Source organism: Rhizobium sp. CF080 (assembly GCF_000282095.2).
GTDB lineage: Bacteria > Pseudomonadota > Alphaproteobacteria > Rhizobiales > Rhizobiaceae > Neorhizobium.
Genome location: NZ_AKKC02000002.1, coordinates 94,497 through 117,862 on the forward strand (window position 1 = coordinate 94,497; position 23,366 = coordinate 117,862).

General features: G+C 58.8%; 23 protein-coding genes. All 23 read right to left on the reverse strand.

The genetic code is table 11. The features are described 5' to 3' along the window. Positions 1–74: 74 nt before the first annotated feature. A complete protein-coding gene (locus PMI07_RS01640) occupies positions 75–620 on the reverse strand; it encodes a hypothetical protein (protein WP_007754981.1) in 546 nt (181 codons plus the stop codon). Further along, on the reverse strand, positions 620–985 hold the full coding sequence (locus PMI07_RS01645; protein WP_037085347.1) for a hypothetical protein: 366 nt from the start codon (positions 983–985) through the stop codon (positions 620–622). The genes PMI07_RS01640 and PMI07_RS01645 overlap by 1 nt, the downstream gene beginning before the upstream one ends. A 25-nt stretch (positions 986–1,010) precedes the next feature. Then, entirely contained in the window at positions 1,011–1,562 is a 552-nt protein-coding gene (locus tag PMI07_RS01650) for a rod-binding protein (protein ID WP_007754993.1), read from the reverse strand. 159 nt (positions 1,563–1,721) lie between these two features. Then, complete coding sequence (locus PMI07_RS01655) at positions 1,722–2,123, reverse strand: hypothetical protein (protein ID WP_007754994.1); 402 nt, start codon at positions 2,121–2,123, stop codon at positions 1,722–1,724. 9 nt (positions 2,124–2,132) lie between these two features. Next, positions 2,133–2,885, reverse strand: a complete 753-nt coding sequence (gene fliR / locus PMI07_RS01660) for a flagellar biosynthetic protein FliR (RefSeq protein WP_007754997.1) — start codon at positions 2,883–2,885, stop codon at positions 2,133–2,135. Positions 2,886–2,913: 28 nt separating this feature from the next. Then, on the reverse strand, positions 2,914–5,001 hold the full coding sequence (gene flhA / locus PMI07_RS01665) for a flagellar biosynthesis protein FlhA (RefSeq protein ID WP_024163479.1): 2,088 nt from the start codon (positions 4,999–5,001) through the stop codon (positions 2,914–2,916). A 122-nt stretch (positions 5,002–5,123) separates the two neighbouring features. Next, positions 5,124–5,390 carry a flagellar biosynthesis protein FliQ gene (gene fliQ / locus PMI07_RS01670; RefSeq protein WP_007756098.1) on the reverse strand — a complete coding sequence of 89 codons (267 nt, stop codon included), beginning with the start codon at positions 5,388–5,390 and terminating at the stop codon, positions 5,124–5,126. Positions 5,391–5,423: 33 nt separating this feature from the next. After that, the gene (flgD, locus tag PMI07_RS01675; protein WP_007756100.1) at positions 5,424–5,879 is read right to left on the reverse strand and encodes a flagellar hook assembly protein FlgD; all 456 of its coding nucleotides are present in this window, start codon (positions 5,877–5,879) and stop codon (positions 5,424–5,426) included. Continuing rightward, complete coding sequence (gene flbT, locus PMI07_RS01680; protein WP_007756103.1) at positions 5,870–6,319, reverse strand: flagellar biosynthesis repressor FlbT; 450 nt, start codon at positions 6,317–6,319, stop codon at positions 5,870–5,872. Before flbT ends, flgD begins: the two co-directional genes overlap by 10 nt. Further along, the gene (flaF, locus tag PMI07_RS01685) at positions 6,316–6,663 is read right to left on the reverse strand and encodes a flagellar biosynthesis regulator FlaF (protein ID WP_007756114.1); all 348 of its coding nucleotides are present in this window, start codon (positions 6,661–6,663) and stop codon (positions 6,316–6,318) included. Before flaF ends, flbT begins: the two co-directional genes overlap by 4 nt. 35 nt (positions 6,664–6,698) lie before the next feature. Further along, positions 6,699–7,802: a flagellar hook-associated family protein gene (locus PMI07_RS01690; protein WP_007756115.1), complete on the reverse strand. Its 1,104-nt coding sequence runs from the start codon at positions 7,800–7,802 to the stop codon at positions 6,699–6,701. 2 nt (positions 7,803–7,804) lie between these two features. Then, on the reverse strand, positions 7,805–9,274 hold the full coding sequence (gene flgK, locus PMI07_RS01695) for a flagellar hook-associated protein FlgK (protein WP_007756116.1): 1,470 nt from the start codon (positions 9,272–9,274) through the stop codon (positions 7,805–7,807). 45 nt (positions 9,275–9,319) lie between these two features. Further along, positions 9,320–10,660, reverse strand: coding sequence for a flagellar hook protein FlgE (locus PMI07_RS01700; protein ID WP_024163480.1), 1,341 nt, complete (start codon positions 10,658–10,660; stop codon positions 9,320–9,322). 107 nt (positions 10,661–10,767) lie between these two features. Then, positions 10,768–11,439, reverse strand: a complete 672-nt coding sequence (locus PMI07_RS01705) for a winged helix-turn-helix domain-containing protein (protein ID WP_007754525.1) — start codon at positions 11,437–11,439, stop codon at positions 10,768–10,770. A gap of 280 nt (positions 11,440–11,719) precedes the next feature. Then, entirely contained in the window at positions 11,720–12,265 is a 546-nt protein-coding gene (locus PMI07_RS01710) for a transglycosylase SLT domain-containing protein (protein WP_007754526.1), read from the reverse strand. A 118-nt stretch (positions 12,266–12,383) separates the two neighbouring features. Next, the gene (locus PMI07_RS01715; RefSeq protein ID WP_007754527.1) at positions 12,384–13,853 is read right to left on the reverse strand and encodes a flagellar hook-length control protein FliK; all 1,470 of its coding nucleotides are present in this window, start codon (positions 13,851–13,853) and stop codon (positions 12,384–12,386) included. After that, positions 13,850–15,121: a chemotaxis protein MotC gene (gene motC, locus PMI07_RS01720; protein ID WP_024163481.1), complete on the reverse strand. Its 1,272-nt coding sequence runs from the start codon at positions 15,119–15,121 to the stop codon at positions 13,850–13,852. Before motC ends, PMI07_RS01715 begins: the two co-directional genes overlap by 4 nt. A 2-nt stretch (positions 15,122–15,123) precedes the next feature. Beyond that, positions 15,124–16,446 carry a MotB family protein gene (locus tag PMI07_RS01725; RefSeq protein ID WP_024163482.1) on the reverse strand — a complete coding sequence of 441 codons (1,323 nt, stop codon included), beginning with the start codon at positions 16,444–16,446 and terminating at the stop codon, positions 15,124–15,126. After that, positions 16,443–17,084, reverse strand: coding sequence for a hypothetical protein (locus PMI07_RS01730; RefSeq protein ID WP_007751513.1), 642 nt, complete (start codon positions 17,082–17,084; stop codon positions 16,443–16,445). The genes PMI07_RS01725 and PMI07_RS01730 overlap by 4 nt, the downstream gene beginning before the upstream one ends. A gap of 269 nt (positions 17,085–17,353) precedes the next feature. Then, positions 17,354–18,643, reverse strand: a complete 1,290-nt coding sequence (locus tag PMI07_RS01735; RefSeq protein ID WP_024163483.1) for a flagellin — start codon at positions 18,641–18,643, stop codon at positions 17,354–17,356. A 330-nt stretch (positions 18,644–18,973) separates the two neighbouring features. Beyond that, positions 18,974–20,242, reverse strand: coding sequence for a flagellin (locus tag PMI07_RS01740; RefSeq protein ID WP_007751526.1), 1,269 nt, complete (start codon positions 20,240–20,242; stop codon positions 18,974–18,976). 264 nt (positions 20,243–20,506) lie between these two features. Further along, on the reverse strand, positions 20,507–21,775 hold the full coding sequence (locus PMI07_RS35925) for a flagellin (RefSeq protein ID WP_024163484.1): 1,269 nt from the start codon (positions 21,773–21,775) through the stop codon (positions 20,507–20,509). Between the two features lie 254 nt (positions 21,776–22,029). Further along, positions 22,030–23,295: a flagellin gene (locus PMI07_RS35930; protein WP_024163485.1), complete on the reverse strand. Its 1,266-nt coding sequence runs from the start codon at positions 23,293–23,295 to the stop codon at positions 22,030–22,032. Positions 23,296–23,366: the final 71 nt, after the last annotated feature.

The window sequence follows — 23,366 nt, forward strand, 5'->3', positions numbered from 1 at the left end:
TCCAGGAGGCTCGCAACAAAAAAGGCCGACCACTGGGGCCGGCCGATATTCTTCAAATAACACGGCGGGGCGCGTCAGTGACCCGCGGGCGCAGCTTTCGGATCTTCGATCTTCACACCCTCGACGATCTTCTTGCCCGGGTTGGGGTTCTTGTTGCCGCGCGAGGCATTGTTGCGGATATCTTCCTTGGAGAGGTAGTCGAGCTGCTCGACCAGGACCTCCGCCACCAGCCCGTCTCCGAGCTTCTTGTTGAAGTCATCCTTGATGGTCGTACGGAACTTCTCGATATTGAAGGCGCCGGGCTTGCTGAGATCGACCATCTGGTTCCCGATCAGCAGCGTGAAAAGCTCGTCGGTGGTCAGTTCCGTGATCGGGAGCTTGGTGTTCTTGATCTTTTCCTTGTCCATCATGAACGAGACGCGGCTCAGGAAATAACCGGTGATCGCGCCGTCCGAGATCATCGGAATGGTGATCGATTCGCCGCGTACCAGTTCGAGAAGCTCCTTCCGCCTGGCCTCTTCGTCGACCGGCGCAGGTGCTGCGGACATCTGCACGGAGAAGTACACCGCCCCAAGCGTGACGATGCAGACCCATAGACCTGTGAGAAGGAGCTTGACCATCAGGCCTCGCCGTAGGTGAACTGTTCTTGAGTGTAGGTACCGTCGTCATCCGCGTCACGGGCGGCGTTCTTCAAGAGATCTGCAACCGCGCGGACAGCATGAAGATGCGCCTCGACCCGGCGGGCATTGATGGCCAGCTTGCTCTTCAAACCGTGCATCTGATCGATATGGCCGGTGGCGAGCTGCTTCGGATCGGTGCCGCGGAACAGCATGGTCAACTCATAAAGGCAGCGGCTCTTATGGGCGTTCGACACTTTCAGGTCGAATTCCGGATCGCGGCCGATCCGCTGATTTTCGTTGTCGATTATCATCTCCAACCGGCCAAGCACGGTCTTGATGCGATAATCATTCGAAACAACTTCCATATTCTCTGCCCCAATCTGATACATATCAGGCCTCACTCTTCTTGCCGACGCCGAGAACCTGTCGCTCGAAATCGGTGATCATGCTCATTGCGCGGCTACGATCGGTCTCATTGGTGGTCGGATTGACCGTGGCCTGACGTTCCGCACGGGCGAGTGCCTGCGAATACATCTGTTCGGCAATACCGACGCCGCCCTTCTTCGACATCTCGTCAGCAATCTTCTCGGCCATCATGCTCTTCCAGAATTCACCGGCGGAGCCCTTGCCGTAGACTTCTTCGGTCTCCTTCGGGAGCATGGAATTCACGAAGGTCGAGAGCACGGAGGCCTCGAACTTGCGGTATTCCTCCGGCATTTCGGCGACCTTTTTCGGCGCCTCCGGATTGCCCAGACCGGCCGCGGTGCCGGGCGTGTCGATGAATTTCATGGCCGCACCAAAACCCTTGCCGTTTTCGGCAAGGCTGGTCGCGGCAAAAGCCGCCTTGTTCGCCTTCAGCTTGGCCTGCGCTTCTTGAACGGCAGTCGGGTCCGCCGCGCGGACGACGTCCATGACCAGATCGCTCGGAGGTGAAATCGCCACGTCAGCTCCTTTCATGACTGCCGCGAATCGCGTCCTTGAAGAGGCAAGAGCGCAGCATCAGTTTGAAATGGCACATGATCCCGTCCGACCTCGATTCGAGACGGCGATCAGTGCAATGACGAGACTATGAAGTTCGAAGCTTGCTGGAGGCTGGCCAGTCTATTTGATCTGCTCGAGGGCGAGCGTAATATCGATGAGCTCATAGATCGAGTCGTCGGCCGCTTCGCGGTCTTCGTGATCTCGGGCGTCCTTCATGTTCTCTTCCAGGCGATCAGCCTTGGTGCGCTCCTTGAGAACCTTCATCTCCTGGATCTGCTGAACGCCGGCAAGCTGGCGTTCCTTAGTCGTCAGGCGGCCGAAACGTTCTGAATAATGCTGCGAGAACTGCCGGTGGACCGGGTTCATCGAACCGATCGCATCGATGACTTCCTCCATCGACTGGTTGACCTCGGCACGATAGCGGGTTGTCGCCGCAAGCTCGTGCTCGGCCATCACCTCAAGATGCCGCTGGACCGCCACGAGACGCTTGAGCTTGTCCGACCGCTTCACGGGACCTGCCATAACCTTCTCCTAGAAAGATCGGAAGATCGGCGCGAAACCATCCGCATACTGGCGAATGAAGGCGGCGATCGACAGATAAAGAAGGAAAAGCCCTCCCATCAGCAGGAAGGGCGTCGAGATGAAGAAGATCGGGACCTGCGGCGCCATCTTGTTGATGAGGCCGATCGCCACGTTGAACATCAGGCCGAAAATCAGGAACGGACTTGCCAGCCGCAACATGATGATGGTCGACGCACGCAATGTATCGGTCAGAGTGATCAGTATCTTGCGCGGATCGATCACCGCACCGACCGGCGTTGCCGTGTAGGAATCGACCAGCGCGCGGAACACGATATGGTGGAAATCCATCATGAACAGCAGCAGAAGGCCACTCAGCGTCAGCAGAATGGTGAGCTGGTTTTCCTGTGAATCTTCGAAAATGTCGTGGCCGCCCGGCGCCGTGAAACCGATCGACAGGGTCAGGACCGTGCCGGCAAATTGCATGCCGAGCGTATAGAGCCTGGCGATCATTCCATAGACCGCACCGATTAAGGCTTCCGTAAAGATCAGCCCAAGATAGGTGGCCGTCGGCTCCGACGCTTTCGGATAAATCTGATCCCAGAGAACCGGCAGCACCGCCATGGACAGGGCGACCGCCACGAACAACCGGACCTGAACCGGCACGCGGCCGCTTCCCAGCCCCGGAAGAACCATCACGCACGTGCCCATGCGGCAAAACGCAAGGAAAAGTGCAAGAATGGTCCCCTGCGGGTCGGTAATCATGTGAGAATCGTCCTTTGCGGACAGCCTATCACGAAATGGCGCCGAGTATTTTGATTTCGAGGCCCTTGGCGAGTTCTACATGGGAAAGAACCGGCAGGGTCGCGAACAGCCGCTCGATAATCATGCGCACGTAGGAACGCGTTTCCGGCGACGTGACGAGCACGAAGGGCAGGCCGCGGTCCATGAATTCGCGGATGACCTTGGTCGCCTGTTCGCTGAACTCCTCAAGCGTACGCGGATCGATGTCGAATTCGACCACTTCGCCCTTGCCGTCGCGCTTCAGTGCCTGGTGGAACAGCATGTCCCATTTGTTGCCGAGACGAAGTACGCGCAGCACGCCGTTGTCGGCCAGGTCGCCGCAGAGCTGCTGCGACATCCGCACGCGCACATGCTCGACGATCTGCTCCGTCTTGCGGACATGGGGAGCAAGCTCGGCCACCGCTTCCAGGATGAGATGCAGGTTGCGGATCGAAACGCGTTCCGCGAGCAGAAGCTTTAGCACCGCCTGCAGGCCGGAATAGGACATGTGCGACGAGCAGATCTCATCGGCCAGCTTCTTGTATTCCGGGTCGAGACGCTCGATCAGAATCTTGACGTCCTTGTAGGACAGAAGCTGGGGCAGGTTGTTGCGGATGACTTCCGACAAGTGGGTCAACACGACCGAGACGTTGTCGATCGGGTGGAAGCCTTCACGCTTCAAGTCTTCAGCGAAGGTTTCGAGGATCGACACAGCCGGCATGCCGAAGGCGGGTTCGCGGATTTCGTCGCCCGGGATGCTTGGCTTGCGGCCGGATCCGGTCACCACGAGGACGTCGCCGACCCGCAGAGCGTTGGAGGCGATCGTCGTGCCGTGGATACGGATCTGATAGGACTTTTCCTGGATCGAAATGTCGTCGGTAACCTTGATCTCCGGCACCACGAAACCGTATTGCGTGGCGAACTTCTTGCGCATCTTGCCGACACGGAAGGCCAGTTCCTGATGGGCGCCGAGTAGTCGGGTCGAGACCTGCTTGCCGAGAGCCAGCTCGATTTCGGAGGTCTTGAGAACCGACTTGACCGAATCCTTCTCGGCCTCCTTGGTCTGGACGACCTTCTGTTCCTCGTCTTCGCGGCGAGCCTTGTTCTCCGCCTCGATGCGGCGCGGAACGAGCCAGGCACCGAAACCCATCAGGCCGCCGAGTGCCATGAAGGGCAGGAAGGGCAGACCGGGGACGATCGCCAGAAGGGCCATCAGACCGGCTGACATCGAAAGGGCGCGCGGATAGCCGCTCAGCTGATCGACGACCGCCTTGTCGGTGGAACCGGCGGTGCCGCCGCGGGTGACCAGGAGGCCGGCGGCGAGCGAGACGATAAGCGCCGGGATCTGCGTGACGATACCATCGCCGACCGACAGCTTGACGAACACGTCGGCGGCTTCGCCGATCTGCATGTCATGGCGGAAGTAGCCGATGATGATGCCGCCGAAGATGTTGATGGCGGTGATGATAAGGCCGGCGATCGCGTCGCCGCGAACGAACTTCGACGCACCGTCCATGGCCCCGAAGAAGGAGCTTTCCTCTTCCAGCTCGGAACGGCGGCGCTGCGCCTCCTTCTCGTCGATGATGCCGGCCGAGAGATCCGCATCGATAGACATCTGTTTGCCGGGGATGGCATCGAGAGTGAAACGGGCGCCGACTTCCGCGATACGGGTGGCGCCCTTGGTGATGACGATGAAGTTCACGGTGACGAGGATCATGAAGACGATCACCCCGATCACGAAGTCGCCGGACATGACGAGGCCCGCGAAGCCCTGGATCACGTTACCGGCCGCGCCATGCCCCTCGTTGCCATGCGACAGGATCACGCGCGTCGTCGCGATGTTGAGCGACAATCGGATCATGGTGGCGATAAGCAGGATGGTCGGGAAGGACGAGAAGTCCAGCGGTCTCTGGATCCACAGCGCCACCATCAGGATCAGCACCGAAAACGCGATCGAGAAGGCAAGGCCAAGGTCGATCAGGAACGGCGGGATCGGCAGGAAGAGGATGCAGAGGATGGCGACAATGCCGCCCGCAAATCCGAGATCGCGACCGCTCGGGGCTACTTTCGGAATGGATAGTGAAGGTGGTTGCGCCATGACTTCCCCGTCTCTTCATGAGATGGCGGCAGGAAGTACTCCTGCCAGTTCATGTCCTGCCTAAAGGGCGAAGCTTGCGCGAAGGTGGGTAAGTGAAAAAGAATAAGCGGGCAGCAACGGGGTCAGAACCCCGATTGCACCCGCGAAAATACCAGATTGGCAAAAAGATTGATCTGGCCGCCGATAAACGGCGCAGTAATGCCGATCGTGATCATGATGGCGACGATCTTCGGCACGAAAGTCAGCGTCATTTCCTGGATCTGCGTCAGAGCCTGAAGAAAGGCGATAACGACACCCACGACCATCGCAACAAGGACCGCGGGACCAGAGGCGATCAGGATCGTCCAGATCGCCGCCTGCATGATATCAAGGGCATCGGCTTCATTCATTGCGCCGGCTCCGTCTGCTTTAATGTTTCGGCGTCATGCCGAGTCGTCCCCAGTGTCGGTATCCGCCGCCGGAGCCTGATTCGAAAGAATGATTCCCGGCTGGACGAGGACCTTATCACCGTTCTCGGTGATCGCTACCAGACCATCGGAATAGATTTCCACCTGTTTGATGAGGCCGGTGGTCTTGTCGTCGGCGCTGGTGATGTACTTGCCGATCATATCGGCGGCCTGCGAGAACGAGTTCGCCTGGATGAGCGACTGCAGGTTCGAGTTCATCTTCACCGACTGCTCGACCTGCGAGAAGGTGGCTAGCTGCGCAATCTGCTCGCTCGCATCCATCGGATCGGTCGGATCCTGATACTTCATCTGGGCGATGAGGAGCTGCAGGAAGTTGTCGTAGTTCAGGCCGGCGGCCGACGCGTCGGACGCTGCCGCGGCGCCGTTGCCGGAGGAATAGGGATTATTGGTATTGATCGAGTCTACCGCCATGGTGCGATCTCCTTGCGAATCCGCTCGACAGTTGCCGGCGCGATTTCCCGATTGTTGAGGATGCGGTCTTCTATGGGGTAGAGCGCGCGGATTGCCTTCAAAGCGTCGAAGGCGCGGCCCGATGCAACCATGCCGTCGATGCGCTTGAGTTCCGCCAGCATCTCATCGTCGGTGAAGCAGGTGAGCAGCATGGCCACCGACTTGCGGAACAGCGCGTTCGACTGTTCCTTGCCGTCCGGATTGATGAGCATCATCTGGGCGATGAAGTAGAGCTGCCGAAGCGGCGTGGTCGCATCCTCCGGCTGAAGAACGTGGTTCTCCAGCAGGAACGTGACGTCATTGAGAAATTCCAGCGCGACCTTGCGATCAACGCGCAGAACCGCGCCGTTGATGAATATCCGCTCGCCGGATTTCAAAGAGATGCGAAGCGTACTTTTCATTTAAGTCCATCCCTGATGATGGTGGTCACTTCAATAATACCCTGGAAATTGGTCGATTCACGATTTCTGATCTTCTCGCATTCCTTCAATATCCAGATTGCGATCGAGATCAGATCCGCTCGAAGTTCGTTGGCTAGCTCGTTGTCCGGATGTTTCAGATCCTCGACGAAGCGGATCCAGACACGCCGGGTATAGAACAAAGCCTCAACCGTGGTGCGCGTATAGGCCTTCTCGTCGCGTGCTGCGATCAGAAGGTCGATAGAGCGGTCCAGGGCCTGCCGTTCGCGATCCTTGGCGTTGGCAACGCCGTCCTCCATGATCTCGGCATATGAAAATTGGTACATTCATGTATCCTTCGTCACGAGCCTTCCTTTATTCATCAAAGGAAGTTGGCTAGGCTCAACTGCTGTATCTTCGCCGTTACTGTGTATGCGGTTTCGAGAAGCGTCTTCATCGTGTTGAGACGGGTTGCGGCCTCTTCCGGATCGACGTTCTCCATCGATCCAAGACTGGTCGTCAGAATATCTTTCTGGGCCTGCAACCTTTCCTCAGCCTTGGAGACGCGTTCGGTATAGATACCGATCGAGGTCCGCTGCTGGTTAATGCTGCCCTCGCTGTTCATCGCCTTGTTGATAAGGCTTGTAGTGCGCGTGGCCACGGCTGCCCGGGCATCCTTGTCCATGCCGGTCTGCAGATATTCCATAGAGATGATCGATGCGAAGGCAAAGTTGCGCATGCCCTGGCTGTTGGCATTGGTCGAGCTTTCGACCACTTCCGTCGGGCTGATGCGGCTCTTCATGTTCTCGTCGCTGGCATCCGAGAAGAAGGTCTTCCAGAAGTCCTGACCGGCAACCGCCGCCGGATGCGGGGGGCTTGTCAACGGCGCAGAACCATTGAACTTGGCTTCCAGATCATCCAGGAAGTCGTTCATCTGGGCCTGCGTCATCTGTTCCTTGCTCGGGATCGCGTTGTCCGAAAGGTACTGAGTAAGCTCGGCGTCCACAGCGGCCTTGGCCGGCGATCCCGGCGCGAAATAATCCTCCATCGGCTTCACGTCCGAATTGATGCCGGAGAAGATATATTCGCCCTGCACCGCGGTGTTGGCGAAGTTCGTGAAGGCATCCAGCGCGTCGGACATGGCCAGACGCGCAGTCGCAAGGCTCGTTTCGTCGGCCGAGCTTCCGAGCGTCAAGATCGCGCTCTGAATCTTCAAGCCCTGTTCGTTCATGCTGCTCAGCGAAAGTTCGGCGGTTTCGAGACGCTGCGTCGCGAGCGCGGCGGTGGTCAGAAGCGAGTCCGTGCGGGTAATGTCGCGGGAAAGATCGAGTGCGCGCGACGTATTGGCGCCGAGCGCGACGCCGAGATCGGCGTGCTTCTGGGTCACGGCTTCCTGGTTCGCCTTCACCATCTCGCGCTGAACGCTGGCGATGGAGTTCCGCATCGTGGTCTGGATAGACAATGTTGAAATGAAAGAGGTCTTCATGATCAGCTCGCAATATCCAAAAGTGCCTTCATCATATCATCGACCGTCGACATAAGCTTGGCTCCGGCCTTGTAGGACTGCTCGATATCGAGAAGCAGCGACAGTTCCTCGTCGAGACTGACACCCGTGTTGCTGGAAAAAGCTTCAAGGCTGCGCGACAGCATGGCCGTCTTGGTCTCGTCAGCGGCAGTCGCCGTGCTGCGAAGCTCTTCAAGCCAGCCCATGGAGTCGGCAGAGAAAGAGAGGAGATCCGCTGCGTCGGCGATTTCCGTGGCCGGAGCGAAGCTCATCGGGCCGGTCAGATTTTCATTGTATTTGTCGAGGAGGTCCGCATAGCTGCTACCGCCCGTGTTGACGATATAGGTCGCGCCGTTGATACCACCGTCGCGCACCTTGTCCGGCGTGCCTGCAGGCGGAACGACCACCGGATTGACGAAGATCCTCGAGGCGAGGCCTGGAACGATCGTGCCTGCGGCGGGAATGGCCGTCTGCTGTACGCCGGCGCCGTCCTTGTACGTGAAGAGACCCGTCATCGGGGTCAGCGCCCCGGTCGGGCCGGTTTCCGCGAACGAGGTGATCAGACCTCGGGCGATTTCGTCGAGCTGGCTCTGGAAGGTCGGCGCGATCTTGTCGCGGATCTGCATATACCCCTGGATGGAGCCCTTGGCAGTCGTGTTGCCCGAATCCCCGGCCTTGAGCGCCACGCCGTCGATATAGACACCGTTGCCGGTCGTCGATGCGTCGAAGGCGGTGGTCTGCTGGAATGTCACCTTGCGTGGCACCGTCTCGAACAGCGTCACGCCGTCCGAGGTGTAAAGCACCATGTCATTGCCGCTGCGCGTGTAAGACGTGACCCCAACGATTTCTGAGATCTTCTTGACGAGACCATCGCGCTCATCAAGAGAGTCGTTCGGATCGGTGCCGCTCGCGACCGCGTTCTTGACCTGATTGTTGACGGTCTCGAACTTCGCGAGCAGCGCGTTCAGATCGGTAACATTCTGCTTGATCTGGTCGTCCGCATCCTTGCGGATCTGCTGAAGCTTGTTGGAAGCGGTGTTGAGGCCGGTCGCGACGTCCCGTGCGCTCGAAATGAAGGAGATGCCGATGCCGGTGTCGTTCGCCTTTCCGGCGAAAGCATCGAGGTCGTTCCGGAAAGCCGCGATCAGGTTAGCGGGGGAGAGCTCGTTGTCGTTCCCCCCCATCAGGTTCTTGATCTCCGTGAGGCCGTCGAGCACCGTCCGCTGGCCGCTCGCGATCGACGAGCTTGCGATCGTCTGGCGCAGGAGCGGCTCACTCTGGGATCGTGCAATGTCGTCGATCATGGCCCCGTTGCCGCCGGTCACGACCATTGCGGATCGGCGGGTGTAGTCGGGGTTCTGTGCATTAGCGATGTTCTTCGCCGAGACGGCCGACTGCGTGCCGGAGTTGGTGAAGATCGACTGTGCCGTAGACAATGCTGATGCGAGCGACATTTTTTACTAACCTCTTGAGACTTATTCTCTCGATTATGCGTCCGATTATCTCTTCAGATTGATCAGGACGTCCATCAGGTCCGAACCGGTCTGGAAGACCTTCGAATTCGCCGTGTAGACACGTTGCGATTCGATCATTTCGGTCAGCTCGCTGGCGATATCGACGTTAGAGCTTTCAAGCGCGCCGGAATAGATCTGGCCGAAGGCGCCAGCCTGCGGGAAGCCGATGGTGACGACCCCCGAATCATTGGTCGGCAGATACACGTTGCCGTTCTGCGGGAGCAGCTTGTCGACGCTCGGAACCGTTGCGAGGGCAACCTGGTAGATCGGGCGACGGCCACCATCCTGATATACTGCCGTGACCAGGCCGTCACCACCGATTTCGACGTCGGTGATCGGGCTCGGCGCGTTACCATCGATGATGCCCTTACCAGGGGTAAAGGCGGCTGCGAATTGCGTCATATCCGAGAAATCGATCGTGATTTCCTGGGCCGGCGTTGCACCGTCGGTGGGGTCGGTGATGACGATTTCCTTGTCGGAACCACTTGGGAGAACGACCGGAGGACCGGCGCTGCCCGGAGTGTAAGCGCCAGCCTCCAGCTTGTTGGTGTTCGGATCGAATCTCAGCGTTGCGGTCGACTTGATGGCGCTGGCCGCAGTGCCAGCCGCCCCAATATATGGGAAGCCGCCGTTCGTGGCCTGATCCTGACGGTAGACCGTGACTTCCCATTCATTGCTGGCAGTCTTGGTATAATAGAAGTCGTAGAGAACTTTCGCGCCGGCATGGTCGTAGGCAGTCAGCGAGCTCTTGTTGGTGATCACGCTGCCGGCGACGTTGTCACTTGGGAGGCTACCGGCGGCAACGATTGCTGCTCCCTTGTCCAGGTTGGCCGGGAAGCTGCCAGCGGTGGACGGCGAAGAGACCATCCCGAAGTCGTTGATGTTGATTTCCTCGAGACCGTTGAAGCCGTTGACGACGGCGGCCGGCGGGTTTGAACCATAGGGATAACCCATGAGGTTGAAACCGGCGGTATTCTTGAGGTAGCCTTGGGAATCCTTTACGAAGGCACCGGCGCGGGTCAGGTAAGGAGTACCGTTCGGATCGCTGACGATGAAGAAGCCTTCGCCCTGGATGGCGAGGTCGGTCGAGGACGTGGTGTACTGGATACCGCCCTGTTCAGCGATGCTGTAGCGAACGTTGGTTTCGACACCACCGGAAGAATAGGAGCCCTGGGTCGAAGGCAGAACCAGCGTGGAGAACGCCGTGGAAGAGCGCTTGTAACCGACGGTGCTGGAGTTGGCGATGTTGTCACCAACGGTACCGAGACGGTTCGCCTGAGCGTTCATGCCCGAGACTGCCGTTTTCATGGTGCCGAAAATACTCATAGGAAATCTCCTTTTTGTCTGATGGAGAGAGTAAGTGGTGGGCCTTGCGTGAAGCTGTCTGCCTACGTTCCCCGCCGAAAATATGCGGCAAGGCCCTCTTAAAAAAATCAGTTCCAGTCGATGCAATAACCAAGGAAACGCTTGGAATCGACCGGATCGAAGCCGAGCTTCTTGCGCAGCTTCTTGCGCAGCTTGCTGATGTGGCTTTCAACGACGTTTTCTTCGACTTCCTCGTCGAAGATGCCGTAGATCGCGTTGAAGATCTGAGTCTTGGAAACGCGACGACCGCGGTTGGAGACCAGATATTCGAGGATGCGGCGCTCACGGCGCGGCAGCGCGAAGACATCGCCGTCGATTTCCGGATCGCGACCGTCGGAGAAAACCCGGATCGAACCGATGTCGGTGAAATTCGAGATCGCCTTCAACCGACGACGAATCGCGGCGGCACGCGCCAGGATTTCGCGAGGATGGACGGGCTTGCGCACTACGTCATCGACGCCGCTGTCGAAGAAGGCAAGGGTCGCCTCCAGGGACGGCTGATCGCTGACTGCGATCACCGGTGCCATGGACCGATCCCGGATGGCCCGCGGCAGCTCGAGCGCACGCTCGCCCTGACCGATCAGGAAAGCTTCGACCGCGGCAATATCCGAGTCAGCCGCCGTACTCACCCATTCGCCAAATTCTTTTGGATCGAATCCCTGGGAAGGAATTCCTTCACGTCCAAAAAGAGATGTGTATCCGTCTTTCACGAGCTCACGCTCATCAACCACTACGATCATTCGTCCGCCTCCGAATCACTTGTGGTGTTTCAATGCGTCTATGGGTACGAATCGGCGGAATCCGAGACAAGCTGTGTGAAGTTAACCAAACAAATTAATAGTTGATTAAGAACTGCACCGCGATTTGCACTAGATATAGTGGGTGCACCATTTTCGGACACAAATTTCCGGTGGAAAAATTAACGCATCGTAAAAGAAGACTTGCGTGGCCATTTTCGCCATAAACGCAAATCGCTGCAATTTTGCGATTCTTTATTTTAAAGATTCAACCCGTGATTGCTCAGCTGGTGCAGAACCGAGACGCGTTGGACGTCCACTCTCCATAGCCCGTTGCCACGAGATTGCTGATCACCCGGCAGACATATTGCTTCTGCGCGGGATTGTTATTCGGTCCAGCGTGGTATCGAGCTACCGCCATCGTCCACGTCTCATGCTTGTCGTGGAGGTTTCGAAGAAACTTTGCCGCGTATTCCACATTCCGTTTCGGATCGAACATCTCCTCCGGCGAGGAGAAATTCTCGCCGTGGAAATAGTGATTGATCTGCATGCAGCCTATATCGATGAGCTTCATGCCCTGCCGTTTGGCGTCATAAAAGGTCGTCATTGCTGCCTGCTGCGAGGGCGGAAAATAGGCCTTTCCCTCTACGTTCATGGCATAGGCGCTGAGGCTGCCCTTGCGGCCCGTCTCGGTAAGACCGACCGAATAGAGAATGCCTTCCGGTACGCCATACTTCGCCGCGGCAGCCTGTATTTCTCGCTCGCAGACGCCGGAACCGACAGTTGCGGCTGTGGACCGTGTGTTGCTCGCCGGCGTTCTGACGGGCATACGGCGTATCACAGTCGCGTCGTTGGAAGGTGCGGCCCTGCTGGGAGGCCCGGCGGGCGCAGCAGCGCCTTGCTGCGCACCCCAACCTCCAGAACTGAAGAGCGACCCGGCGCCAGCGTCAAAGGTAGAGCTGACCAGGACGAGCGCCGCCAGGAACGGTGCCCGCCACATTGTCCGATGCCGCATCATTTGTATTCCTCGTTCCCTGATCAGCGGCCTGGCGGTTGCCATTCTGATGTTGGCCGCGGTCGGCAGCCTGGCCCTGCCGCCCGCCTTCAGCCATGGCTTGCTGGCCGGTCTGGCCCGCTTGCCCCTGCTGGCTGCCGGTACCATCGGAATCCGCAGTCGGGGCGATGCTGATGGTCACCTGGTCGACGGCAAAGCCCTGGGCGCGCAACGCATCCAGAATGCCACCGCTGTCTTCGCTGAGCTGCCGATAGGCGGCCCGGGTCTCGACAGTCAGATGAACGTTGAGTTCTTCGCCGTGAAGCCGCAACGTGGCCGTCACCGAGCCAAGATCGTGCGGATTCATCTGCAACTTCAACGTGTTCACGACGTTGCCGGTACTGCTCTGTGCAGCAGCATTCGAAAGCGCCGCACTCGGGCTCATGGCGCTTGCCCACTCCGTATCATCCGACAGCATGGCCGTAAGATTGGCGCCGTTCGAATTCGGTGCCAGCCCAAGGAACCGGCGTGCGTCGAGCACGGTGACGTTTTCCGCGGCGCTGTTCGACGACGATCTGAATTCCACAGTGCTGCGCTCGCCCCGACCACCGACAGCCATATCGACATGCTGGTCGGCACGCGCATTGCTGAAACGGAAAAGGCGCGAGCCCTGGGCACTCGTCTCGGTATCCACCGGCGTCGACAGCGGGTCACCTTCGGCCTCGGCCCGCACATTCGCGTGCTTAGGATCCGTCGCGGCGAGGGCATCGACTTCGCGCCCACTGCCCTCCTGACCTTTGGTTCGCTTGGTCGGCTGCTGCCCGGTAGGATTCTTCGATACCATTGCGCTGATCTCGCCGACACTGGTTTCGCCGGTCAACAGCGACAGCATGTCAGCGATCTTGGCGTCATCCGCGACCAACATGGAGACGTCTAGATCTTCGGCACCCTCCGCCTCCGCGTCGGCCGTCGCGTCCTTCTTGGATGCAGCCGCGCGCTTGCCATGAACTTCGTCCGACTTGCGCGCAACGGCTTTCGCAGCCTCCAGGGCTTCGCGAAGTTTCTTTTCCGCAGGTATCATCTGCTTTTCCTCGGGCTCCTTCGCTTCATACTTGGAGGCTCCGACGGATTTCTCCGTTTCCTCCGCCGGGCGGCGAAGGGATTCCGGCTTGATATCGATGATCGGCTTTGGCTTGCCCTGCTTCACGTCGCCTGTCATGCGCTCTTCCGCAGAGGAGGCGCGAGCGTCCTCATCCGGAACGTCATCGGCATGCTGCGAAGACATATCACGGTCGAAACCGGAGAGAGCATCGGAGAAGCCACCGGCGGAACCATCGCCTTTGCGACCGGCAACACCCTGCTTCGTCGACGAAGCCGCGTCGGCTGCGCCAGTCTTACCACCACCAAGAATGTCAGTAATCATTTGGAAGCGTTCTCCTCCTTCAGCATTTCGTCGATAGCACTCAATTTCGAACGACCGCTATCGACGAATGTCTGGAAGGCCGGATCGAATCTGGCAGCGGTGCCGGCCATCGGACCTTCCGTGGCGGAGGCAGGCCCAGCGATCTCATTTCTGGGCAACGCGACTGGAGATTTCGCGTCTTCTGTATTAGTCAGCTTGATAGATTTATCTTGTGCGAGGCTGTCGGCGGTCGGCCGGCTAACGACTTGCTCCGCCACTGTTTTTGCCGCTTGCCGCAAAGCACGGTCGCGCGGTGTAAGCGTTTCCTCGGGCACGTCAGCTATCGCCTGCATGGCCGCCCCGATGTCCTTCGTCGGGATATTGGCAAAACCGCCGTAAAGCTTCGCGAGCGCCTCGGGCGTCGGACTTTTGGCGAGCGCTTCGGCCTTTGCGGAGGCGAGGCGGGCAAGATCGTTCTTGCCGGCGATTGCGGCAGAACGCGCGACGCGCAGGAAAATCTCACGACGCCGGTCGGCATCCATGAATTCCAGTGCTCCGTCGATATCGTCTTCCGAGATCTCGCCGAAATGACCGACGACCAGCTGCACGAAGAAGTCGGCGAACTGGCTGGCGTAGGGCGAATGGATGAAACGCCGCGCATATTTGCGGGAGTAGGAGAGCGCCGGCTCCACCATGTTGGCATCGACGGTGATCGCGACGGACCGGCGCAACGCGGCTTCCTCGATGATCGTGCCGGGCGCCGTCAACCGCGCCCAGTCATAGAAGACCAGGGCACCCTTGGGATCCTTGGCGACCATCACGTTTCCGCTGACCAGGGAGAGGTAGGGGCCGATCTTCTCGTCCCGATATTCCCTGGCCATTTCGCTCAGGCTTTTTTCGATCAGCGTTCCCCGCCCGCCGAGATATTTCCTCAACCCGTCGGCAACACGATTATCGAAATTGCCTGCAACGTCGCGTGAGGCGAGATATTCGAGCGTCGCGGGATTGCCACCGCTCATGGCGTAGATCAGTGCGGCATCGACGTTGCGCGGATCTTCGAAGATCGACGGGTCGGCGGTCCGCAGGCGCTGATCGATCGTCCCCAGCATGAAGCGCTGCATTTCGGCGGCCGAATGATCGCCGAGCACGACGGAATCCTGCACGAATTGCAGGGACCGAAGCATCGCATAGGGCGCAAGGTCCGCACGATCCTGAGCCGACGCCACAGGCGCGAACGAGACCCCGAAAACGAGGCCCGCCGCAACTAAGGACTTTATGCCCACAGCCATCACTATCCCTCGTCCGCCTCGAGCAGGATTTCGATACGCCGGTTGGCCGCGGCAAGCGGGTCGGCCGGCACCTGCAAGCGCCTGTCGGCGAATCCGGAAACCTGCTTGATGCGATCCTCCGCCAGGCCGCCATGCACCAGCATGTAGTAGGCACTGTGGGCGCGAGACATGGAAAGGCGCCAGTTGTCGTTCTCGGTACCCTTGAACTGACGGCCGTCCGTGTGACCGCGCAGGACGATGCTACCCTTGCGATCCTTGAGGATCTGGCCGATTTTCTCCATCGCCAGCACCATTTCTCGACGCGGCACGGCCGAACCGACGTTGAACATCGGATCATTTGTCTGGTCGGAGATCGATACCAGCAGGCCGCCTTCTGCAGGCGTCACGACAAGACCCTCCGCCAGCTTGCCGGCGACACCGGAAATCTGCTGCTGGATTTCCTTCTTCAGCTCGTCGGCAGCCTTCAGTTCTGCCTGCTGTTCCGCCTTCGCGCCATCTTCCGGCTTCTGCCCGTTGAGGTTGGCCGGTTTGGCGGCCTGGGCGCCCGAAGGCGTCTGCGGCTTATCGAGTTGCGTCGGATCGGGGCGCGGGATGGGAATGGCGACAGCCATCTGGGTCTGCTGCAACTGTGTCTTGGCTTCCGTGGATTGCGGCACCTGCTGGTATTGCGGCGCCTGCCCCATCTGAGCGAGCGGATCGTCGCTCGCCGTGGTCTTGACGGCCTTTTCGGGGCCGTCGGCGCGCGTCGTCTGCATCTGCTTGGTCCAGAAGTCCGGATCGAAGGGGTCGCGATAGGCTTGACCGCCGTCGGCACCGGTCGCGGGGCCTGAGTCACTGGCACCGCCCTCGCCCTTGGCGCTGACATTCGCCTGCTGGCCGACCTGCTGAGCGATCTCGGCAAGAACGGAATAGGGGTTTTCGAAGAAATCGGCCTCGGAATAATTGGGCTCGTCGCCGGACGTCGAGGTCATATCCTCGCCGGTCGCCGCCGCGGAGCCCTGGACGTCGCCTTCGGCCTTGACCTTCGACTTCTCGCCGTTCTCCTGGCCCTCGGCCGCGTCGACCGGCTTTTCCAATCCCTTCGAGGCCGGGGTCTCGTCGGACAGCTTGATCGGATTGAAATAGCTCGCCATCGAGGCTTTCGTCTCCTCGTTGGCGGCGTTGACCAGCCACATGACGAGGAAGAACGCCATCATCGCAGTCATGAAGTCGGCATAGGCGATCTTCCAGGCGCCACCATGGGCGCCTTCGTCGTGTGCGCCGCCATGTCGCTTGACGATGACGACCTCGTTCTTGCCGTGGTGATGGTTTTCGCCTTCGCTCATCCCAATACCTTCTTCAGACTCGCCAGCCATGCCGACATGCGGGTCACAAGGGCGGTCTCGCCGATGTCGACCGCAATATCGAGGTCAGGCGCTTCGATATGGCGCAGGAGCGGGGTAGGCTCTCCAAGCGCAGTTTTGAGTTTTTCGAACAGATGCAGCGGGCCGCGCACCGTCAACGTTCCAACGTCGCCCTCAAGCACGGCACTCCGGATGATATCCGCCATGTCGGATATCGCCTTGGCGACCAGTGCTTCATCGAGGAGAGGCGACAGGATCCTCGCCGTCTGGTCGCTGACCGCCTGCGCCGTCAGCCCGGCGATGTCCTGAAGGCCGGTCGCGATTGCCGCAGCCGCTTCGGTTTCATACTTTTCGCGCAGCGCCGCCATTTCTTCCGCATGCGCAGTCAGAAGCGCCTGCCGCTCTTCGTCAAAACGCTGCTGAAGCTCTTCGGATGCCGCTTCATGACCCTTCGCATAAGCTTCGGCGCGCTCGGCTTCGATGTCGACAGGCTCCTCGACCAGGGCGGGAAGCGCCAGATCATCTTCAAGGCCATCGCCGAAACCATCGGCCAGCAAGGGCAGTGGCAGGGTCTGCGGCTCGCTGAAATCCTTCAGGTAGCGGGCGAGCGAAGCACTCATCGTGCATCCCCCTGCCCTGCCATCGCCTTTCGTACGGGGCTCGTCATGAGCCTCCCGAAAGTGCAAATCGTCACCGCTGCAATCATCGTATCATCCCGACAAGGTTGCCATTCGTTTGTCCCCGGCGAACACAAGACACTTCGCCGGACTTTAGCGGAACGGTAGGAAGTTAAACTTGCGCGAGGATGAAGATGCCGCACCGCCTCGAACCTCGCGGACAGGTTCGAATGACTTTCATGCGACGACCGAGCGACCTGCGCCGCCTATTCTTAGCCTTGCCGGAACAACTGGAGGATGTTTTCGGCGTTGGTGTTGGCGATCTGAAGCGACTGGATGCCGAGCTGCTGCTGGGTCTGCAGCGCCTTCAGACGTGTCGATTCTTCGTTCATATCCGCATCGACCAATCGGCCGACACCCTTGTCGATCACGTCGGTCAGAGAGGCTACGAAGCTTTCCTGCAGATCGATGCGCTTCTGGATCGAGCCGAGGCTCGAAGCCGCGCTGGTCATGGCCAGAAGCTGTTTGTCGAGGAAACGCTCCATCATATCAAGCACGGCGTCTGTATTCGGCGCCGAGCCCGGGACCATGGTGTTCATCTTCACGACGAAGTCATCCAGCTTGTTGATATCAACAGTCGTGACGGACATGCCAAGTTTTCGGTTGTTGAGATTGTTCGCGGCGGTCACGGCGACATAATATTTTGTCGTACCGTCGTCATGCGCAGGGGTGGTGACCGCTGGCGCCGTAGCCGGATCGGTCGTCGTCACCTGAGCCCACTTGCCTTCCGCGACCTTGAGATAAAAATTACCGCCGACGGCATAGATGCTCGCGTCAGTTGTATTCATATCCGTACCCAAAGCCGTCAGCTGGCTTTCCGTCAGGAACGAAACCGCATAGGACGCGTTCGTCGCACCCATCGTGCCGTTGCTGGTGGTCACGTCGACGGCGACTTCGCTCTCGGCAACGAACTCGACCGACGAATCCAATATACCGAGATTGCCGCCATTGAGGTCGAAAAGGACGGTCTTGGAATCGAGCGTATAGTCGACAGTCTTGACCGCGACCTCGCCGGAAGCCGTGCGGGTGAACGACGCAACGACCTGTTTGACGACCGGCCTTTCCTGGGCATTCGTACCGCCGTCGCTGATATAGTCCTGGAGCCAGTTCTCGCCGGAGAAGGTCGCCGAATCCGAGATACTCCTCAGTTGTTCCTGGAGCTGGGCGATTTCTTCCTGAATCTTGCCGCGATTGGAACCGACGCCATAGGCCGCAACGATCTTGGACTTGATTTCAACGACGGTGTCGATGGCACTTTCCATCGCCGTGTAGGCGGTATCCACCTTCGCCGCGCCGAGCCCAAGCGCGTCCTGGATCGTCGAGAGCGCATGATTGTCGGAGCGCATCGTGGTTGCGATCGACCAATAGGCGGCATTGTCCGCAGCAGTTTGAACACGCATGCCCGAGGAAACCCGCGCCTGAGTCACTTCCATGCTGCGGTCGATCGAGCGCAACGTTTGCAGGGCAGCCATAGCGGCGGTATTGGTCAGGATACTGGTCATCGGCCGTGCCTCGGTCAAATGGTCTGGAAATCCGGAGTATTTCACCGGAAACGACGAGAGGCATCATGCGTACCGCCACTCAGCATCACAGATGCGGGCGGTCTGTCGTTCTTAACAAATCGTTAATTCGACAGTTATCAAAGCCCGTTGAGGATTGGCAAGACGTTAATGAAGTCTTAACGGCGTTATCCGACAGCCGTGCAGGTTTCGCGCAAGCCACGCGCCAAACGCGAAAAACCGCGCCCCTTTCGGGACGCGGTCTTCTCTCCGGAATATTTGCTGTTCACGTCAGCAGAGCGGGACGAAACCGCTCCTAGCCTAGAGCGCCGCTTACTGACGGAAGAGCGACAGAATATTCTCGGAACTGGTGTTGGCGATCGAGAGCGACTGGATCGCAAGTTGCTGCTGGGTCTGAAGTGCCTTGAGCCGGGTCGACTCTTCGCTCATGTCCGCATCCACCAGTCGGCCGATGCCGCTGTCGATGGAGTCGGTCAGACTGGAGACGAAGTCTTCCTGCATGTCGATACGCTTGGAGATCGACCCGAGTTTTGCCGTCGCGCTGATGAGCGCTTCGAGCTGGCCGTCGACGAACGAGTTGAGAGCGGCCATAAGGTCAGCGTCGTTAGCCTTGGTCCCCATTCCGAGGTAGCTGGTACCGTTCGAATTGCGATAGTCGTCGAGCTTGGTGATATCCAGTTCCGAGATGGAAACGTTGGCGGCGTATTTGACGCCGGCCGTGGCCGTTGCACCCGCCGAGAAGTCGTACCCCTTGGTGGTGTAGATCGCATCGATGTAGGCGCCACCGATCTTGATAAGGTAGGTGCCACTGGTGCCTGCCGTATAGATGCCGTTGGTGTCGCCCTTCATGTAAACGCCGCCGCCAACATCCTTCCAGAGTGCATCTGTCGCATAGATGGCAGACGTGTTGATCTTGCCGAAGTATTCCTTGTGGTTGGTCGTACCATCGTCATAGTCGATCGCACGGAAACCATTGTAGGAATTGCCGTCGAGCAGACCGCCGTGGCCGCCGCTCAAGTCGAACAGGACGTTCGTTTCGTTCAGTACGACATCCACCGATTTGACCGCAACATTGCCGTCGGGATCACGGATGAACGAGCTCACAACCTGCTTGACGACCGGGCTGGCCGCATAGATCACACCCGTGGTGGGGTTGGAGGCGCCGCCAACTTCGGCCTGCAGCCAGTTTTCACCGGAGAACGAGGCAGAGGAAGTGATGCTCTTGAGCTGATCCTGCAACTGCGAGATTTCTGCCTGGATCTTCGCCTTGTCGACGCCTGCCTCGGAGGCGGTAACGAGCTTGTTCTTGATTTCCTTTACGACGTCGACAACGCTTTCCATGGCGGAATAGGCGGTGTCGACCTTGGCGGCGCCGAGACCGAGGGCGTCTTGAACTGCAGAGAGAGCGCCATTGTCGGAACGCATGGTGGTCGCGATCGACCAGTAGGCGGCGTTATCGGAAGCGGTACCGACGCGCAGACCGGAAGAGACACGGTCCTGTGTGGTCTGCATCTGGCTATCGATCTTACGCAGAGTCTGGAGAGCAGCCATAGCTGCGATATTGGTAAGAATGCTGGTCATTTTGATTGCCCCTTGATTGGCTAGATGGAAGGGACATTTCCGGGATTACACCGGTGAACGTTGGCTTGGCCTGATGCCTGTTAACCTTTTCTTCGTCTTGGTTAACCCATCGTTTCGATGAGCTCATTTAGGGTGGAAATGGTTAACAAAGGTTAAACGGAATTCATGAAAGTTAACAAAACCTGCCGGCCGCGGAAAAAAATTCCGGCATAAAAAAAGCCGCGCCCGGGAAGGGCGCGGCTTCTTGGGGTGACGTGACGCGTCTTACTGACGGAAGAGCGACAGGATGTTCTGCGAGTCGGAATTTGCGATCGAGAGCGACTGGATCGCCAGCTGCTGCTGGGTCTGCAGTGCCTTGAGCCGGGTCGACTCTTCGTTCATGTCGGCATCCACCAGTCGGCCGACACCCTTATCGATCGAGTCGGTCAGCTTCGAGACGAAGTCCGTCTGCATTTCGAGACGCTTCGATACCGCACCGAGCTTCGCCGCCCCGCTGGCCATCAGTTCCAGCTGCCCGTCGACGAACGAGGTCAGTGCCGCCATGATGTCCTCATCGCTGGCTTTGGTACCCAGGCCGAGATAGCTGACACCGCTGGAGTCGCGGTAGTCTTCGAGCCTGGTGATGTCGAGGTCGGAGATGGAGATGTCCGTACCGTACTTGATGCCGGCCGTTGCGGTCGCACCAGCCGAGAAGTCGTAGCCCTTGGTGGTGTAGACTGCGTCGATGTAAGCGCCGCCGACCTTGATCATGTAGGTGCCGTTGGAGCCCGAAGAGTAGACGCCGTTGGTATCGCCCCGCATGAACACGCCGCCGCCGATATCCTTCCAGACCGAGTTGGTCGCATAATAGGCCGAGGTGTTGATCTTGCCGAAGTATTCCTTGTGGTTGGTCGTGCCGTCGTCGAAGTTGATGGCACGGAAACCATTGAGGGCATTGGCGTCGAGAAGACCACCACGGCCGCCGCTCAGGTCGAACAGGACGTTGGTTTCGTCGAGGACGACGTTGATGGTCTTGACCGTGACATTGCCGTCGGCATCACGGACGAACGAGCCGACGAGCTGCTTGCTGATTTCGCTGGAAGCATAGATGATGCCGGTGGTGGCGCTCTGCGAACCGCCGATTTCGGCCTGCAACCAGTTTTCACCGGAGAAGGAGGCGGAGGAAGCGATGCTCTTCAGCTGGCTCTGCAGCTGGGTGATTTCTTCCTGGACCTTGGACTTGTCGACGCCCGGTTCAGAAGCGGCAACCAGCTTGTTCTTGATTTCGGTGACGACGTCGATGGCCGATTCCATGGCGGAATAGGCGGTATCGACCTTGGCAGCGCCAAGACCGAGGGCGTCCTGGACCGCAGAAAGCGCGCCGTTGTCGGAACGCATGGTGGTGGCGATCGACCAGTAGGCGGCGTTGTCGGAAGCGGTGCCGACGCGCAGGCCCGAGGAAACGCGACTCTGCGTGGAATCCATATCGGAAGCGATACCGCGCAACGTCTGGAGAGCGGACATGGCCGCAATATTGGTAAGAATGCTTGTCATTTTAGGTGCCCCTTGAGTGGCTGATTACGAAAAGGGACATTCCGGATTTCACCGGGAACAGCGGGCAGCATCATGCTTGTTAACCATTTAATTTTCTTGGTTAACTCACCGTTTCGATGCTCCTAGGTAACCGCAATATGGTTAATGAATATTGAAGCAAGTTAGGAAAATAGAAAAAGCCGCGTTCGAATTCGAACGCGGCTCCTTTTTGGATCCATGGCGCGATCAGCCTCCGGCCATTTCCCCTGTTTCGATTAACGGAAGAGCGACAGGATGTTCTGCGAGTCGGAGTTTGCGATCGAGAGCGACTGGATCGCCAGCTGCTGCTGGGTCTGCAGTGCCTTGAGCCGGGTCGACTCTTCGTTCATGTCGGCATCCACCAGTCGGCCGACACCCTGGTCGAAGGAATCCGTCAGCTTGGAGATGAAGTCCGTCTGCATATCGAGACGCTTCGATACAGCACCGAGCTTGGCCGCCGCACTGTTCATCGCTTCCAGCTGGCCGTCGACGAACGACGTCAGTGCAGCCATGAGGTCTTCATCGCTGGCTTTGGTACCCAGGCCAAGATAGCTGACACCGCTGGAGTCGCGATAGTCTTCGAGCTTGGTGATGTCGAGGTCGGAGATGGAGATGTCCGTACCGTACTTGATGCCGGCCGTTGCGGTTGCACCAGCCGAGAAGTCGTAGCCCTTGGTGGTGTAGACTGCGTCGATGTAAGCGCCGCCGACCTTGATCATGTAGGTGCCGTTGGAGCCCGAAGAGTAGACGCCGTTGGTGTCGCCCTTCATGAATACACCGCCGCCGATGTCCTTCCAGAGGGCATTGGTAGCGTAGATCGCCGAGGTGTTGACCTTGCCGAAGTATTCCTTGTGGTTGGTCGTGCCGTCGTCGAAGTTGATGGCACGGAAACCGTTGAGGGCATTGGCGTCGAGAAGACCGCCATGGCCACCGCTCAGATCGAACAGCACGTTCTGTTCGTCGAGAACGACGTTGATGGTCTTGACCGTGACATTGCCGTCGGCATCACGGACGAACGAACCGACGAGCTGCTTGGTGATCTCAGAGCCGGCCTGGATGATGCCGGTGGTGGCGTTCTGAGTGCCGCCGATTTCGGCCTGCAGCCAGTTTTCACCGGAGAACGAAGCGGAGGAAGCGATGCTCTTCAGCTGGCTCTGCAGCTGGGTGATTTCTTCCTGGACCTTGGACTTGTCGACGCCCGGTTCGGAAGCGGCAACCAGCTTGTTCTTGATTTCGGTGACGACGTCGATGGCCGATTCCATAGCGGAATAGGCAGTGTCGACCTTGGCAGCGCCGAGGCCGAGAGCGTCCTGAACGGTCGAGAGGGAGCCCTTGTCGGAACGCATTGTGGTGGCGATCGACCAGTAGGCGGCGTTGTCGGAAGCAGAGCCGACGCGCAGGCCCGAGGAAACTCGGCTCTGCGTGGATTCCATGTCGTTGCTGATGCCGCGCAGCGTCTGAAGCGCGGCCATCGCCGACACGTTGGTGAGAATGCTAGCCATAGTTGATTGTCCCTTTGAACTAGATACCTGGAGGGGGACATACCGGACTGTATATTTTACCGGCACTTCGG